We start from the raw sequence: 15,684 nt of genomic DNA, 5'->3' as shown, positions 1-15,684 counted from the left end.
ATGTGGGTTACTATAGGGCCAGAAAAAACAGCGCCGGTGTTTGCCCGGCGCAGGAACGGAGGCACACTTCATGAAGCAGAACCGGACGCGCACGGCGCTCGCGGATGCATATATGCACCTGCTCAACGACTACACGATCGACCGCATCACGGTCAAGATGATCACGGACGCCGTTGGCTGCAGCCGCAAGACGTTCTACTATTATTTCACGGATGTTTACGTGCTCACGCAGTACGTGTTTGAGCTGCGCGTGCAGCAGTTTCTGGACACGAACGGCAACTTCGAGACCATGCGCGAGGGCTTTCTGACGCTGGCGGCGAACCTCTCGAACGACCGGCAGGCCATCCTGAACATCTACCACGGCTACGGCAAGGAAGAGCTCGAGCGCTTCACGTGGGAGACGAGCGATTACTATGCCCGCCAGGTCATCACGCGCTACGCGCAGAACATGGACATCGCGCCCGAGGATCTCGAGGCGATCATCCGCATGTACACGGACATGATGTTCGGCATGCTCATCGACTGGATCAACAACGGCATGGAAGGGGACTATTCCCGCAAGCTGGACATTGCGCTCACGGCGCTCATGCCGGTGCTGCGCGCCAACTGCCGCAGCGCGAAAGCGGCGGCGGCCAACGGCCAGTAAACCGCATAAAAACACCCGGATCTCTCACGAGATCCGGGTGTTTTTTTCGATTGCAGGATCACTGCTCGCAAAACCGCATCAGCACGGTCGCAACTTCGGCGCGTGTGCCGGTCTTCTGCGGTGCGAGGGTGGTCGCGGACGTGCCGGCGATCACGCCGGTGCCCACGGCCCAGGCCATGGCCTCACGCGCCCATGTGGACACGCGCGCCTGATCCTGATAGCCCGCGAGCGCGCCGTCCGGGCCGCTGAGCGCCTGCTCGCGGCCGGCGTAGCCGTAGAGCATGGTCACCATCTGCTCGCGGGTCAGCGCTTCGTTCGGCGCAAACTGCGTCGGGGACACACCGGCGACCACGCCCGCGTTGTACGCCCAGATGACGGCGTCGGTGTACCAGCTGCCGCCCGCGTCGGTAAACGGGCAGCTCAGACCGCGCACGGACGGCGCGCCCTCGAGCGCGTAGAGCACCTGCGCGAACATGGCGCGCGTCATCTGTGTGTTGGGCTGGAAGCGGTTGCTGCCCATGCCGTTCATGATCCGGCCGTACTTGACGTAGTCCACGGCGGGGGCATACCATGCGTCCGCAGCCACGTCGTCAAACAGGCCCGTGTAGCTTACGGTCTGCTTGCTGGTCATGTAGTCGTCCGGCAGGCTGCGCAGCCAGGCGAGGCCCGGCTCGCCGCAGTGGGCCAGCCCGATCACGAGCAGGTTTGCCAGCAGCGTCATCGTTGTGCCGGGGTATTTGAGCGCCATTTTCGACAGGCGCGGCGCGAGCATACCCATCGCGGCCTCGATGCCCGCAAGGTCGTAGGTCAGAACGCCGTTTTCCTGCAGCGCCTCGACCAGATAGCCGGTCAGGAGCTTGGCGGCCGTGCCGTTTTTGATCATGCCGGGGATGGTCAGCGAGTAGAAGAGTTTCTTCCAGTTGTCCTGCACCTTTTTGGCGAAGTCCTCGGCCACGCCGGAGGTGTCCTTATCGGCCGCACCGAAAATATCCGCCAGCAGGGCCACAAGGAAGTCCTGCATGTTCTCCGCATAGTCTTCGCGTGAGGAGGCGAGGCACGTCGTGATCGCCTCGCAGAGGTCAGCGTAGAATTCCTTCTGCGTCATGTTGACCTTGAAGATCTTGCCCAGATCGCCGCTCGTGATGTCCTTCGGGTCAATGCCCCAGGCCTGGAAGTAGTCGGGCCAGTAGATGCCGCCGTTGTTCGGGATCTTCACGAATTCCCTGAGCATGGCGGCCTTGTAGGTGAGGTAGTTGTCGTCACCCTTGGTCGGCACGACGCGGTCGACGCCGTAGCGGGCGAAGTCCCAGTTGTCGAACGCGACGTAGGTCACGAGGTCGTTTTCATTGACGAGATTCTGGATGTTGTCATACACGCGGCCCTGCACCTGCTCTTTCATCGCGCCCATGGGCGGCTCATAGCAGTAGCAGTACAGGTCGTGCGGGCTGAGGCTGACGCCCGCGCCGAGGCTGTAGCCGTTGTCGAGCGCGCCGCCGACCATGTTGGACACGGCCGCGCCGCGGCTGTAGCCCGCGATCCAGATCTTCACCCGGCCGGAGATGCCGGTGTCGGCAATGTAGCCGCGCAGGTAGTCGAGCACCTGGTCGCGGCCGAGGGCGAAGCCCTTGTGCTCGCCCGCAGCATCGAGCCGGGCGTTGCCGCCCCACTCGGCGTGGTAGTTGTTGCCGCGCACGCCGACGGCGATGAGCGTGTAGCTGCCGCCGTTGTCGCGGATGGTCTTGCTGGCGCAGCTGATGCCGATGGAGTCGGCCTCGGCGGGCTGGAACATCCATTTGTTCGACCGGATATTCTCAAAGCCGCACTGCTCGGCCATGGACACAAAGTTGCGGTTGCCGGTGGCGTAGTTGTCCGTCTTTTCGGAGTCCTTGCTCGTATAGGCCGCGAACGCGAGGCCCATGGACATCAGCGCGAGATCCTTGCGGTACGTGTAGCCGCTCCGGGTGAACAGATCATCGCTGTACGTAAAGGCCGCTTCATAGTCGTGGGTGTCGATCCCGTGACCGGAAGCGTAGCGTACCGTGACGGTCCTGGCGTCCCCCGTGTCCGCCGCGGCGGCGGCCGGCACGAGCGACACGGTCAGCACCAGACACAGCAGCAGGCTGATGATGCGCTTTTTCATGTTCTTTCTCCTCCCATTTTTGTCGGTCTGCAAGTTCAGATACAACCAATTTTATTATACGTATGAAAAATAGAAATAGCAAGGAACAATTTCCATCCGCCTGTTCAGGACCGGCAAAAAAATGCCCCGCAGCGCCCATGGGCGCTGCGGGGCAGAAAATGTGCGGTGTTTATTGCCGGAACATGGTGTAAGCACGGCCGTCGCCAACGGCGTCGGCGATCATCATACGGTCGCTGAGCACGGAAAAGCGGTAAAACGCCACGGCGTCTTCGCCCGTTCCGGCGTAGATGGCGCCATCGCGCAGGGAGCATTCCTTTCCGCTCAGGCCGGGCAGGGAGCAGGTCACGGTGCCGTCGTCGGCAACGGTCAGCTCGCCCGCGTCGCTGCTCCAGCTTCCGGTCAAAAACGCCTGCGCGTAGCTGTCGTCGCGCATGATAACCTGATTGGTGTCGGAAAAGCCGATAAGCTCCATGAGCTTCTGCGCGGCCTGCGCGTTGGTCATGCCGGACGCGAGCGCAAGCTGGCCCAGGCTGTCGCACAGGTGGGCGTTGGTGAGAAACAGGCGCTTGTCGCTGTCGGAATAATTGCGCGCGGCGAGCACGGTGTAGTCTGCCAGCGCGGTCTGGTAATCCTGCGCGCTGTAGGCCTCCGCGGCCGCGGCGTAGATCTGCGGCAGGCTCTTGGCCTCTATGGTGTCGAGCACGCCGCTGTAGGCCGCAAGGCCTGCGTCGGTGTAGGTCTCGCGCAGGTCGTCGAGATACATGAGCGCCTGCGTGTACTGCCCGGCCTGATAGAGCCGGCCGGTTCGGATGATCTCCGTGCGCAGGCTATTGTCCCCGGCGGGAAAGAGCTTGACGTCGCCGCGCAGGGTCTCGGCGGTGTCAAACTGGAAGTTGCAGATCGCGTCCTTGACGCGGCTGTTCACGGCCGCGTCCTGCGAGGCGACGACGGCGAATCCCGCGCCGACGGCGATGAGCACGATGGTGATGCCGATGAGCAGCGCACGCAGCCGTTTGTTGTTCCAGATCTTTTCGTGCAGGACCGGCCGCCCGCACTGCGGGCAGCGGCGCGCGCCCTGCGGCAGCTCCGCATGGCATTCGCGGCATTGCATATGCTGTTCCCCCCTCACGATGGTCGCGCCTTTTTTTTACACAAACCAGGCGCAACGCTCATTATAGCCGATTCCGGTGCGCAGTGCAAGCCGCGCGGCGGGAAAAGCCGCGAAAACCTGTCAGGAACGCGCTAAGAAAGCGGTAAGGAAAATTGCGCACATGGCGCTGTTTGTCCGCTTGACATCCGGTGCGGATCCGGTAAAATAAACCTGTAACCGGTATTGCCGCCAATCTGTCCGGCGCCGAAGTGTGTGCGGCGGCGGAACATCAAGAAAGGGGTAAAGCAGCATGAACGCAAATGCATTCGTCCACTGGGGCCTCGGCCTCGCATCCGACATTCTGGAGATCTGCAAGGAGGGCAAGGCTGCCGCGATCGTTGACGCGATCGACAAATGGTATCCCGAGCTCCTGTAAGCAGAAACAGGAAAAATGGTCCCCCGGAGCACCGCTCCGGGGGATTTTTTGTGTCGAACCGTACCGATTGGGTGAATAACCACGCACGCAGAGGTTGAAATCCGGCGAAATGCGCGCTATACTATCGCCAGACCAGACCCCACTGGTCATTGTTGCTGTAAGGAGCATATTCTCATGCAGAAGTTTGAAAAGCACAGCCCGGTCGTCGTGACCGAGGTCACGACCAAGCACGAGCTGCGCCAGTTTATGCAGTATCCCAATCGGCTCTATGCCGATAATCCAAACTACATTCCCTCGTTCTACGGCGATGACCTCTCGGACTGGACGCCGGGCAAAAACCCCGCGTTTGATTATTGCGAGGCGCGCTGCTGGCTGGCCCGGCGCGACGGAGAGATCGTCGGCCGCATCGGCGCGATCCTCAGCCACAAGGCCAATGACAAGTTCGGCACGCACCGCATGCGCTTCAGCCAGGTGGACTTCGTGGATGATTCCGAGGTTTCGGCGGCGCTGTTCGGCACGGTCGAGCGCTGGGCGCGCGAAAAGGGCTGCGACCAGGTGCACGGCCCGCTCGGCTTCACGGACATGGACCGCGAGGGTATGCTCGTCGAGGGCTTTGACCGCCGAAGCCTGTTTTTCACCAACTACAACGCGCCGTATTATCTCGAGCACCTCACCCGACTCGGCTACCGCAAGGATGTTGACTGGATCGAGTACCGCATCACCGTGCCCGAACCGGGCGGCGCGGAGGCCGAGCGCCTGCACAAGCTCTCGGAGTTCATCCTCAAGCGCAAGCACCTGCACGTGGCCACCGTGCACCACAAGAGCGAGTACGGCCCGTTTGTCCGCCAGGTCTTTGAGCTGGTCAACGCGGCCTATGCGCCGCTCTACGGTGTCGTGGAGCTCTCGGACGAGCAGATTGAGCGCTATGCCAACAAGTTCATCCCGCTCGTAGACCCGGACTTTGTCTGCTTCGTGGTTGACGAGCAGGATCAGCTCGTGGCCTTCGGCGTCACGGCGCTTGACCCCTCGGTCGCGCTCAAGCACTCCGACGGCCGCCTGTTCCCGTTCGGCTGGGCGGGCGTGCTCAACGACCTGCACCACAGCGACACGCTCATCATGCTGCTCACGGCCGTGCGGCCTGATCTGCAGGCCGAGGGCATCAATGCCGTCATGATGGATCATGTCTGTCAGAGCTGCAACCGCCACGGCGTGCGCTTTGCCGAGACCGGCCCGATGCTCGAGCTCAATGACCACATCCTCGCGCAGTGGAAGCGGCTCGAGAAAGAGCAGCACAAGCGCCGCCGCTGCTTCATCAAGGATCTGGATCATGACGTCAACGCGGCCAACGCCGCCGCAGCGCAGACCGAGACCCCGGAGACGGAAAGCGCCGAATAACGCGGATGCGAAAGAAAAAATGACCAGCGCGCCGGCTTTGCCCGGCGCGCTGGTTCTTTTCAAGCCTTCTCCTTGCTCCTCGCGGGGAAATGGTGCATGATTTTATATATGTTTGCGTAGCAGGGGAGCCCGAGGGGGCAAGGCCCGCCTCGGATGAGATCACGCATCGCCGCAAGGCGATGCCTTCTCCCTGAGGAGAAGGTGGCGCGGCGGTACGCCGCGACGGATGCCGTGGAAGGGCCGCGGTTTCTTCCGGCGCTGCCGCCCATGCACCGCGCTCCGCCCGCACCCGCAAACAAAAAAGGCGCTGCCGCGGCAGCGCCTTTTTCCTATCTTGTTGTTTCTCAGCCCTTCGCGCGCTCGAGATACTCGCCCACGCGGGTGTCGACGCGGATGCGGTCGCCGGGGTTGATGAACAGCGGCACCTTGATCTCAGCGCCGGTCTCGAGGGTGGCGGGCTTGGTGGCGTTGGTGGCCGTGTTGCCGGCGAAGCCCGGATCGGTGTCGGTCACTTCGAGCTCGACGAACGTGGGCGGCTCGACCAGGAACACCTTGCCCTTGTAGGAGCTGATGACGCACTCCATGTTCTCCTTCACGAAGCGGAAGTTGCTGCCGAGCGCGCTCTCGTCGATGGGGATGAGCTCGTAGGTCTCGGGGTCCATGAAGTAGTAAAGGTTGCCGTCGTTATAGCTGTACTCCATCGTCTTGCGGTCGATGGTGGCGCTCTCGAACTTGGCGGTGGGGTTGAAGGACGTCTCGGTCACGGCGCCGGTGATGACGTTTTTCATCTTGGTGCGCACGAAAGCCGCGCCCTTGCCGGGCTTGACGTGCTGGAACTCGACGACCTGCATGACCTGGCCGTCCATTTCGAAAGTAACGCCGTTGCGGAAATCGCCTGCAGTAATCATATAGGAATCCTCCTCAAGAATGATCAGAATCAAAAATCTTATATAGTTTACACGATTTTGCGTGGTTTGACAAGCGGGTATTTACAGAATGATGAGATTTTTCGGGCTTCGGGTGAGAATTTCCGCGCCGTCGGCCGTCAGATGCATCACGTCCTCGATGCGCACGCCGAATTTTCCGGGCAGGTAGATGCCCGGCTCGGCGGAGATGACGGTGTGCTCCGGCAGCTTCGCGTGCACGCCGGGGGCGGCGATGGGGTGCTCGTGAATGTCGAGCCCCAGACTGTGGCCGAAGCTGTGACCGAAGTACGCGCCGTAGCCCGCGTCGCTGATGACCTTGCGCGCAGCGCCGTCCACGCGCTCGCCGGTCACGCCGGCCTTTGCCGCGGCGATGCCGGCCAGCTGCGCATTGAGCACGATCTGGTACACGCTGCGCATCTCGTCGCTCGGCATGCCGACGGCGACGGTGCGCGTCATGTCCGAGCAGTAGCCGTTTTTGCGGCAGCCAAAGTCCATCGTCACAAAGTCGCCCGCGGCCACGCGCCGGTCGCCGGGCACGCCGTGGGGCATGCTCGTGTCCGGGCCGGTGAGCACGATGGGGTCAAAGCTCGTGCCCTCTGCGCCGAGACGCAGCATGCGGTAGATGAGCTCGGCCGCGATCTCGCGCTCGGTCATGCCGGGGCGGATGACAGTGCAGATCTGCGCGAACGTCTCGTCCGTGATCTGCTGCGCCTGATACATCATCGCCAGCTCCTCCGGCTGCTTGGCCGCGCGCAGGTTGCGGATCAGGTTCTGCGCCGGCTGCAGCTTCAGGCCGAAGAGCTGCTCATAGGCTGTGAACTCGGCATAGCTCGTTGTCTGCTCCTCGCCGCCGAGGATCTGCACGTTCGCCTCGCGCAGGATGCCCTGCACGAGCGTGCGCATCGGCGCCTCGCGCGAGCACAGCAGCACCTGGGCGATGCCGGTCAGCGCGGCGCGCGCGGCCTCGATGTAGCGGGCGTCGGTGATGAAAAATGCCTGGTGCACCGTCACGATCACGGCGCCGTCCGAGGACGGGAAGCCGGTGGCGAACCGGCGGTCGTTTTCGTCGGTGAGCAGGATGGCGTCCAGGTGCGCCTGTGTCAGCGCGCGCTGGATGCGGGCAATGTTGTTGAGCATGAAAAATACACCTCCGTGGGAATGGGTCTGCGTTCAGGATTGTGCGTCCGTGGCCGGGTCGGTCAGGGCGAGGTCATTTGCGGTCAGCGGGGCGTACAGTGCGTCGCCGTCCGTGTCTTCCAGTCCGACGGCCGACACGCCGTCGAGCGCCGTGCCGGACAGCACCAGACAGGCCAGCGCCTGCGTGCGCGCGATGCCGCTCGCCGTGTCGGAGCTTGTCACCGTCAGCCAGAGCGTGCCCGCATCGTCGATGCGGTAGCCGCCGAGCGTCAGCCACCCGCGCACGGGGTTGAAGCACGTGCTGTCGCCGGGCGCCGCGCCGAGCGCGTCGATCATCACCTGCACCGGATCCGTGCCGTCGGGCACGGTGATCGTCTCCGTCTGCAGGAGGGCAGCGCCCTCTTTTGCGATGCGGTATACCGTCACGGTCTGCCGCCTGGCGCAGCCCGCGCAGCCGAGCGCGAGCGCGAGGGTCAGCAGCAGGGGAAGCCAGCGCTTCATGTCTCCGGCACCTCCTTTTGCGTCTCCGGCGCGCCGCTCGCCGCCGCGCGCGGGAACGTCACGGTAAAGCACGTGCCGTGCGGTTCCACGCCGTCCACGGTCACGACGCCGCCGTAGAGCGCGGCCGCGTCGTGCACGATCGACAGGCCGAGACCGCTGCCGCCGTGCTCGCGCGAGCGGGCCTTGTCCACGCGGTAAAAGCGGTTGAAGATGTTCGGCCGGTCGGCCTCGGGGATGCCGATGCCGGTGTCGGCCACGGACAGGATGCTCTGCTCGCCGCGCGTCTCGACACGCACGGTCACGTCCCCGCCCGGAAGATTGTACTTGATGGCGTTTTCAACGAGGTTAAAGACGATGTGGTAAATGTCGTCCTCGGACGCGCGCACGGTCACGCCCTCGCTCATGAGGCACGTGATCGTCACGCTGCTCCGGTCGGCCAGCGGGCGCAGCAGGTGCAGCGTCCCGTGCACGGCCTGCTGCAGGTCGACGATCGTCACGTCCGGCTGCACGCCGTCGTCGCGCCGCGACAGGTCGAGCAGCTTCTCGGTCGTGCGCTGCAGGCGCTCGGCCTCGCTGCCGATGTCGGCCACGAACTCGCGCATCGTCGTGCTGTCCATGTCCGCGCTCTGGGAGATGCTGTCCGACAGCAGGCGGATGGACGCCAGCGGCGTCTTGAGCTCGTGCGATGCGTCGGAGACGAACCGGCGGCGCTGGGCCTCGGTCGTCTCGAGCCGTTCGGTGAGGTTGTTGAATTCCTGCCCGAGCTCGGTCAGCTCGTCGTGCCCCGAGAGCGTCAGGCGGAAGCTGTAGTCGCCGCGCTGCACGGTGCGCACGCCGTCGGCCAGCTGCGTGATGCGCCGCGTGAGCATCTTGATGGAAAACCACAGCACCACGAGCGCGGCCGCGCCGATGCCGATCGTGATCGTGGCGAGCCGGCGCTGGATGCTGCCGATGAGCGCAGCGCGCTCGCCGTCGCTCTCGCAAACGTACACGGCGCCGACGGTCCGGCCGCTGTTCATGACGGGCATGGCCGCGCGGCTGAGAAACGCGCCGGTCGTGTAGTGCGAGTAGAACACGGCCTGTCCGTCGAGCGCGCGCACGAGCTCGGGGTAGAGCACGTATTTGCCGCGGATGTTGTTTTCGCTCGCGGAGTCATACACGGCCAGCCCCTCGCTGTCGGTCACGATGATGCGCGTCAGGTCGCGCAGGTCGAGCAGGGCGAGCACCTGCCGGGTGTTGTCCGGCGTGAGATTGTCGAGCAGCGACAGGGAGGACGACACGACGGCGGCGCGGTTTGTCAGCGCGCTCTGCTTTTCGGTGAATACGATGTCGCGCGAGGCGCGCGTGGGGTAGGTGTTCATGAGCGCGAGCAGGATCGCCACGAGGATCGTGAACGTCACGGCGAAGCGAAACTGCACGCTCGATACCAGCCTGTGCGGCAGCCGGAGGCGAAACGGATGCTGCTTCATCCGTCAGGCCTCGGCGAAGTAGTAGCCCACGCCCCACTTGGTGATGATGTATTCGGGTGCGGCGGGGTTGCGCTCGAGCTTCTCGCGCAGGCGGCGGATGTGCACGTCCACGGTGCGGATATCGCCCTGATAGTCGTAGCCCCACACGAGGTCGAGCAGCTGCTCGCGCGAGTAGACCTTGCCGGGGTTGCGCATGAGCAGCTCGATGAGGTCGAACTCCTTGAGCGTCAGCTCCACGTTCTGGCCGAAGCGGCGGGCGCTGCGGCGCTCGGGGTCGATCTCGATGTGGCCGCGCACGAGCTTGCCGCCGTCCGGCTCGGCCGGGGCGGCGGGGGCCATGCTCGAGCGGCGAATGAGCGCGCGGATGCGCGCCTTGAGCTCGAGGATGTTAAACGGCTTCGTGATATAGTCGTCCGCGCCGGATTCAAAGCCGATGAGCTTGTCTGCGTCCTCGCTGCGAGCCGTGAGCATGATGATCGGCACGGTGGAAAACTGCCGGATCTGCTGGCATGCGCCGAGCCCGTCGAGCTTCGGCATCATGAGGTCGAGCAGGATCACGGCGTACTCGCCGCGGCGCGCCATGTCCACGGCGGTCTCGCCGTCATAGCACACGTCCACCTGATAGCCCTCGTTTTCGAGGTTGAATTTGATGCCCTTGACGATGGTTTTTTCGTCGTCCACAACCAGTATTTTCATCGCGGTCCCTCCGTTTGCGTCTTTTCGCGGAAATGATTTGCTTTTCGCCGCCGGAATTATTATAATGGGGCAAGACACTGCCATTTGTCCCGGCCGCGCGGCAGCGCCGTCTCCGGCCGGATATTCCATTATATCATAGTTCCATGGAGAAAGATATGAAAAAATATCGCATTTTGCCGCTGCTGCTCATCGTCTGCCTGCTGCTGACGGCGGCTTTCCCGGCCGCCGCCGCGAAAAACACCGCAGACAATTCGGCCGATACCCCCCAGAGCACCGCAAACGTCTCGTCCGACGGCGTGCCCCAGAGCACTGTCCAGGCGCAGGAGGGGTCGTATGTTTTCGGCAGCGACGCGGTCAAGTCCGCGCTCGATGAAAAGCTGCAGGCCAACTGCGTCCTGCTCGCCGACGAGGACAGCGGCCAGTATTACTATACCCGCAACATCGACGCCAAAGCCTACCCCGCGAGCCTGACGAAGATCATGACGCTCCTGCTCGCGGTCGAGGCGGTCGAGCGCGGCGACGTGAACTTGAGCGACACCGTCACCGCCTATGACGACTGCAATGCCGACATGGTCGAGGGCGCGAGCAATGCCGACATCAAGGTCGGCGAGACCATGACGTTTGAGGACTTTCTCTACTGCGCCATGATCTCCTCGGCCAACGAGGCGTGCAACGTCGTCGCGGAGTATGTCTGCGGCAGCATCTCGGCGTTCGTGCAGCGCATGAACGAGCGCGCGCAGGCCCTCGGCTGCACGGGCACGCACTTTGTCAACCCCCACGGCCTGCCGAACGACGATCATTATACCACGGCGCACGACCTCTACCGCATCACGAAAGAAGCGCTCAGCCACGAGCTCTTCGCCACGATCTGCAACACGGTCAAGCACACCGTCCCGGCCACGAACCTGTCCGACGAGCGCACGCTCTCGAACACGAACGGCCTCATCAATCCCGAGTCCCCGATGTACCGCGGCTATTATTACGAATACGCCAAGGGCGTCAAGACTGGCCACACCGATGCCGCGGGCTACTGCCTCATCTCCACGGCGGAGAAGGACGGCGTGCGCCTGCTGTGCGTCGTGCTCGGCGGCAAGGGCACGACCCGCGCCAACGGCACGACCGATTTCGGCAGCTTTTCCGACACGCTCACGGCCTACCGCTGGGTGTTTGCCAACTACGGCTGGCGCGATATCGTCAGCGCGAGCGACCTCATCTGCGAAGTTCCCGTGCGCTATGGGCGCGACAGTGACAGCGTGACCGTCCGCCCGGCGCAGAGCATCTCGGCCGTGCTGCCGTCGGCCGATGCGGGCGGCGCGCCGCAGTTTGAGCAGCAGGTCACGCTCTATTCCGAGCGCGACGGCAAACCGCTCGAAGCCCCCGTCAAGGCGGGGGACGAGGTCGGCGAGCTCACGGTGTCGTATGACGGCACGGTCTACGGCACGGTCAAGCTTGTCGCGGCAGTCGATGTCGCCGTGTCGAAGGGGGCGTACATCGGCGGCCACCTGCGCGCCTTTTTCACGAATCCCATTGTGCTCGTCGTGCTGCTGCTCGTCGTGCTGGCCGTCATCGGCTATGTGCTGTGGCTGGTGCGCCGCCGCAAGCAGATCGAGGCCGAGCGCCGTCGCCGCCGCCGCGCGCAGATGGAGGCCGAGGAGGCCCGCCGCCGCGCGCAGATGCGCGAGACGCTGCATGAATTCGACCGCGACCACGTCGGCAGCGGCCGCCGCTGAGCGCGCCCGCGCGCAAACGAGTCCCACCCAGAATCGCCCGCCGGTGCTCCGGCGGGCGATTCTTTATCATTTGTTTACAATTCCGGCCCTCTGGACGGCCCGGATATCTAAGATTTGATGTGGGATTGAGGGAAGGAAGCGTGGTCGTTCCATAAGTGAATGATTGTGCTTTCAGCATCAAAAAAAGAAAGACTGCATTTTCAAAGTTATGTGCTACAAAGCACGCACCTCCTGTTGTAGAATTTTCTATGACAGGAGGTGTTTTTATGAAAAAAGGTACGCCGCATTTCCTTTACACGAATAAGGATAGTCCAGACTATGTGGCACCCTTCGCGCCGTTTTACAGCGACAGGCAAAAGGCAATCCTTTCTGGTGAGCTCTCTGTTGAAGAAGTAGAGCTTCGTGAACTGGGACGCTTGCGAAACAAGGCTCGTAACATGGGTGACGAGGAAAACCTTGAAATCGCAAACATACTCTATGAGGAAAAGAGTAATCCGTCAGCAGGCCTCTACAATCACTACACCGCCGAGGAAGCGGCGGAAATCCTTCGGAAGCTGACGCCGCCGGGGTTTGAGTCGTAGGTGGCAGAGGGCAACTCCGATGGACACGAGCCACAGAAATAATGCTCCTCTGTGTGAGGACGACGATGACATTTGGTACTGGGGCTACTCCATATTCGTGCCGCATATCCCCAACACGCGGGCGTATCCCTATGTGTCCCGCATCATGGGTCCAGACCCCAAGTACCGCTTTGCCCGCAAGTTCCTGCAATACCAGTGGCCGCCAAAGACACCGAAAGGCCGACGGTTCGATGTGGAGCTGTCGGGAGATGGTGTCTACGAGGTCGGCATCAAGCGATGGAACGCGGACAAGACCCTGCTACTGGAGCGGCAGGTATACTGGCTGTTGCTGCTGGATGGCAACGAGTACACCATCCCCAAATGGCAAGTGCTGCTGCTGGTGGAGGCACTACGAAACGGCACTCTCAGCGCCTGAGAAAATAAGAAAGCCCCTGTGAGGTCAATCCTCACAGGGGCATCTTTTTAATGGCACAGTAGAGAAATGCTCATATAAAGTCACTCCTGTCCGCGCTCCTCCATATACTTAAACACTTCTTTATCGGATTTAGCCCTTTTATACCAACCAATGCCTATCATGACAAAGCCAACAATCATTACTACAGTCCTAATTGTTGACGCTGACGAGAGAAAGCAAGAGGCAACAAGTCCTGTACCAGCACCCGTAAAGAAGTCTACGAGTGATTTCTCATGCTTTATTTTTCCCAATACGCGCTCCTTGTCAATAGCTTTTACCATTTTGGAATCCCCCTTCAGTAATGTATCAAGCGATACATCAAATTGATTGCTCATTGCTATGAGAATCTGTAAATCCGGATAACTCTTTTCATTTTCCCAATTCGAAACCGTCTGTCTTGTAACATGGAATAACTCACCAAACTGTTCTTGCGTTAATTGCTGCTCATTACGAATTGCTGATATTTGATTTCCTATGCTCATGGTCAGCACCAACTCCCTCACTGAAAAGAATTTACTACGACCTTGCTTCTTGTCTACTATTATGTAAGAAAAACAGCGCAAAGTAAAGCAATTTACTTTTTGCATTGCGTTTTTCGTGTGGTTAAGTAGGTTTTGCAAATTCTTTTCGACAAACCCGAAGGACACATTGACCATTGCGGCACTTGATGCTATAATACACTGTCTAAGTATCACCATTCCGGCGCACACTGGAACTGCACGGTTCTCTCCGCCGGACAAGAGGAGCAGCTATGTGGATTTCGGATTCTTGGCAGGACTTTGCGGTGCTCGACTGTTCACGCGGTGAAAAGCTCGAGCGCTGGGGCAAATATACCCTCGTGCGCCCGGACCCCCAGGCCATCTGGGACACGCCGCGCACCGACCCCCGCTGGCGCACGGCCGACGGGCGCTACAGCCGCAGCCACACCGGCGGCGGCAGCTGGGACAAGCGCACCCTCCCGCCGAGCTGGGACATCCGCTACCGGGACCTGACGTTCCGCGTCAAGCCCATGAACTTCAAGCACACGGGCATCTTCCCCGAGCAGGCCGCCAACTGGGATTACGCCATGGCGAAGATCCGCGCGGCCGGTCGCCCGGTCTCGGTGCTCAATCTCTTCGGCTACACGGGCGCGGCCACGGTCGCGTGCGCGTCCGCCGGGGCGAGCGTGTGCCACGTGGACGCTGCCAGGGGCATGGTCGCCTGGGGCAAGGAAAACGCCGCCGCCTCCGGCGTGGCCGACCGGCCCATCCGCTGGATCGTGGACGACTGCGGCAAGTTCGTCGAGCGGGAGATCCGCCGCGGCCACCGCTATGACGCCGTCATCATGGACCCGCCGAGCTACGGCCGCGGTCCGGGCGGCGAGGTCTGGAAGCTCGAGACGAACCTCTGGCCGTTTGTGGAGCTGGTGTCCGGCGTGCTGTCGGACGATCCGCTCTTTGTCATCATCAATTCCTACACCACGGGTCTGAGCCCGTCGGTGCTCACGTATCTCTCGGAGAGCATTTTCACCCGGCGCTTCGGCGGCCGCAGTGAATCGCAGGAGCTGGGCCTGCCGGTCGCGGCGTCCGGTCTCGTGCTGCCGTGCGGGGCGGCCTGCCGCTGGGAGCGCTGAGCGGAAAGGAACACCATGGAACCGATCTTACGAACCGAACATCTGACCTTTACCTACCCCGGCGAGGAGCGGCCCACGCTCGGCGACCTCTCGCTTGAGATCGCGCGCGGCTCGTTCGTGGCTGTGCTGGGGCACAACGGCTCCGGCAAGAGCACGCTCGCCAAGCACTTCAACGCCATCCTGCTGCCGACCGGCGGCAAGGTGTACGTCGACGGCATGGACACGTCCGACGAGAACAATCTCCTGCCCGTGCGCGCCACGGTGGGCATGGTCTTTCAGAACCCCGATAACCAGATCGTCGCCAACGTCGTCGAGGACGACGTGGCCTTCGCGCCCGAGAACCTCGGCGTCCCGCCGCAGGAAATACGCGCGCGGGTGGATGCCGCGCTCAAGCAGGTCGGCATGTATGATTTTCGCCTGCACGCGCCGCACCTGCTCTCCGGCGGGCAAAAGCAGCGCGTGGCCATCGCGGGCGTCATCGCCATGCAGCCCAAGTGCATCGTGCTCGACGAGCCGACGGCCATGCTCGATCCGGCCGGCCGGCGCGAGGTCATCGACACGGCCACGAAGCTCTGCCGCGAGCAGGGCATCACGGTCGTGCTCATCACGCACCATATGGAAGAGTGCGTCGGCGCGGACCGCGTCATCGTGCTCTCGAACGGCGCCGTCGTTGCCGACGGTGCGCCGAAGCAGGTCTTCTCGCAGGTCGATCTGCTGAAACGGGAGGGCCTGACCGCGCCCGTCACCGTCCGGCTGCTGCATGCGCTGCGCGCGCACGGCATGGACGTGCCGCTCGACGCGCTCACGGTGTCCGACTGTGCGGACGCCGTCGCTGCCGCTCTGAAACCGTAACCACCGATCTTCACCGATA

General features: G+C 62.4%; 16 protein-coding genes. 8 read left to right on the top strand and 8 right to left on the bottom strand.

All coding sequences use genetic code 11. The features are described from left to right. The first annotated feature begins 70 nt into the window (after positions 1-70). Complete coding sequence (locus tag OGM61_00385; GenBank protein UYI84561.1) at positions 71-646, top strand: TetR/AcrR family transcriptional regulator; 576 nt, start codon at positions 71-73, stop codon at positions 644-646. A gap of 58 nt (positions 647-704) precedes the next feature. Here OGM61_00385 and OGM61_00380 read toward each other — a convergent pair whose 3' ends face one another. Together OGM61_00380 and OGM61_00375 are read right to left on the bottom strand one after the other, a co-directional pair. Beyond that, positions 705-2,786, bottom strand: coding sequence for an S-layer homology domain-containing protein (locus OGM61_00380; protein ID UYI84560.1), 2,082 nt, complete (start codon positions 2,784-2,786; stop codon positions 705-707). Between the two features lie 169 nt (positions 2,787-2,955). Then, complete coding sequence (locus OGM61_00375; protein UYI84559.1) at positions 2,956-3,897, bottom strand: hypothetical protein; 942 nt, start codon at positions 3,895-3,897, stop codon at positions 2,956-2,958. A 289-nt stretch (positions 3,898-4,186) separates the two neighbouring features. Between OGM61_00375 and OGM61_00370 the strand changes: the two genes are divergently transcribed. Beyond that, a complete protein-coding gene (locus OGM61_00370) occupies positions 4,187-4,312 on the top strand; it encodes a hypothetical protein (GenBank protein UYI84558.1) in 126 nt (41 codons plus the stop codon). Between the two features lie 174 nt (positions 4,313-4,486). After that, positions 4,487-5,707 (top strand): hypothetical protein, encoded by a 1,221-nt coding sequence (locus OGM61_00365; protein UYI84557.1) that lies wholly within the window; start codon positions 4,487-4,489, stop codon positions 5,705-5,707. A gap of 344 nt (positions 5,708-6,051) precedes the next feature. Here the strand turns inward: OGM61_00365 and efp are convergent, their stop codons facing one another. From efp to OGM61_00340, 5 genes are all read right to left on the bottom strand, one after another. Then, on the bottom strand, positions 6,052-6,615 hold the full coding sequence (gene efp / locus OGM61_00360) for an elongation factor P (GenBank protein ID UYI84556.1): 564 nt from the start codon (positions 6,613-6,615) through the stop codon (positions 6,052-6,054). Between the two features lie 81 nt (positions 6,616-6,696). Next, positions 6,697-7,770, bottom strand: a complete 1,074-nt coding sequence (locus tag OGM61_00355) for a Xaa-Pro peptidase family protein (GenBank protein ID UYI84555.1) — start codon at positions 7,768-7,770, stop codon at positions 6,697-6,699. 33 nt (positions 7,771-7,803) lie between these two features. Beyond that, positions 7,804-8,271 carry a hypothetical protein gene (locus tag OGM61_00350; protein UYI84554.1) on the bottom strand — a complete coding sequence of 156 codons (468 nt, stop codon included), beginning with the start codon at positions 8,269-8,271 and terminating at the stop codon, positions 7,804-7,806. Beyond that, on the bottom strand, positions 8,268-9,740 hold the full coding sequence (locus OGM61_00345) for a HAMP domain-containing histidine kinase (GenBank protein UYI84553.1): 1,473 nt from the start codon (positions 9,738-9,740) through the stop codon (positions 8,268-8,270). The genes OGM61_00350 and OGM61_00345 overlap by 4 nt, the downstream gene beginning before the upstream one ends. 3 nt (positions 9,741-9,743) lie before the next feature. Beyond that, positions 9,744-10,436 (bottom strand): response regulator transcription factor, encoded by a 693-nt coding sequence (locus OGM61_00340; GenBank protein UYI84552.1) that lies wholly within the window; start codon positions 10,434-10,436, stop codon positions 9,744-9,746. A 155-nt stretch (positions 10,437-10,591) separates the two neighbouring features. Here OGM61_00340 and OGM61_00335 point away from each other — a divergent pair, with 155 nt between their 5' ends. The 3 genes from OGM61_00335 to OGM61_00325 all read left to right on the top strand — a co-directional run bounded on the left by OGM61_00335 (position 10,592) and on the right by OGM61_00325 (position 13,162). Further along, positions 10,592-12,166 (top strand): D-alanyl-D-alanine carboxypeptidase, encoded by a 1,575-nt coding sequence (locus OGM61_00335; protein UYI84551.1) that lies wholly within the window; start codon positions 10,592-10,594, stop codon positions 12,164-12,166. A gap of 266 nt (positions 12,167-12,432) precedes the next feature. Beyond that, positions 12,433-12,747: a hypothetical protein gene (locus OGM61_00330; protein UYI84550.1), complete on the top strand. Its 315-nt coding sequence runs from the start codon at positions 12,433-12,435 to the stop codon at positions 12,745-12,747. Positions 12,748-12,766: 19 nt separating this feature from the next. Beyond that, entirely contained in the window at positions 12,767-13,162 is a 396-nt protein-coding gene (locus OGM61_00325; protein UYI84549.1) for a hypothetical protein, read from the top strand. A gap of 80 nt (positions 13,163-13,242) precedes the next feature. On the opposite strand, the gene OGM61_00320 is transcribed toward OGM61_00325, so the two are convergent. Further along, positions 13,243-13,899, bottom strand: a complete 657-nt coding sequence (locus OGM61_00320; GenBank protein UYI84548.1) for a helix-turn-helix domain-containing protein — start codon at positions 13,897-13,899, stop codon at positions 13,243-13,245. Between the two features lie 53 nt (positions 13,900-13,952). On the opposite strand from OGM61_00320, the gene OGM61_00315 reads away from it, so the two are divergent. Beyond that, positions 13,953-14,813 carry a class I SAM-dependent methyltransferase gene (locus OGM61_00315; protein UYI84547.1) on the top strand — a complete coding sequence of 287 codons (861 nt, stop codon included), beginning with the start codon at positions 13,953-13,955 and terminating at the stop codon, positions 14,811-14,813. A gap of 15 nt (positions 14,814-14,828) precedes the next feature. Continuing rightward, on the top strand, positions 14,829-15,665 hold the full coding sequence (locus tag OGM61_00310) for an energy-coupling factor transporter ATPase (GenBank protein ID UYI84546.1): 837 nt from the start codon (positions 14,829-14,831) through the stop codon (positions 15,663-15,665). Positions 15,666-15,684 lie beyond the last annotated feature (19 nt).

It is taken from the genome of Clostridiales bacterium (assembly GCA_025757645.1).
Lineage (GTDB): Bacteria > Bacillota > Clostridia > Oscillospirales > Oscillospiraceae > CAG-103.
The sequence above is the reverse complement of the archived record's forward strand: the minus strand, read 5'-3'. Positions and strand labels throughout refer to the sequence as shown.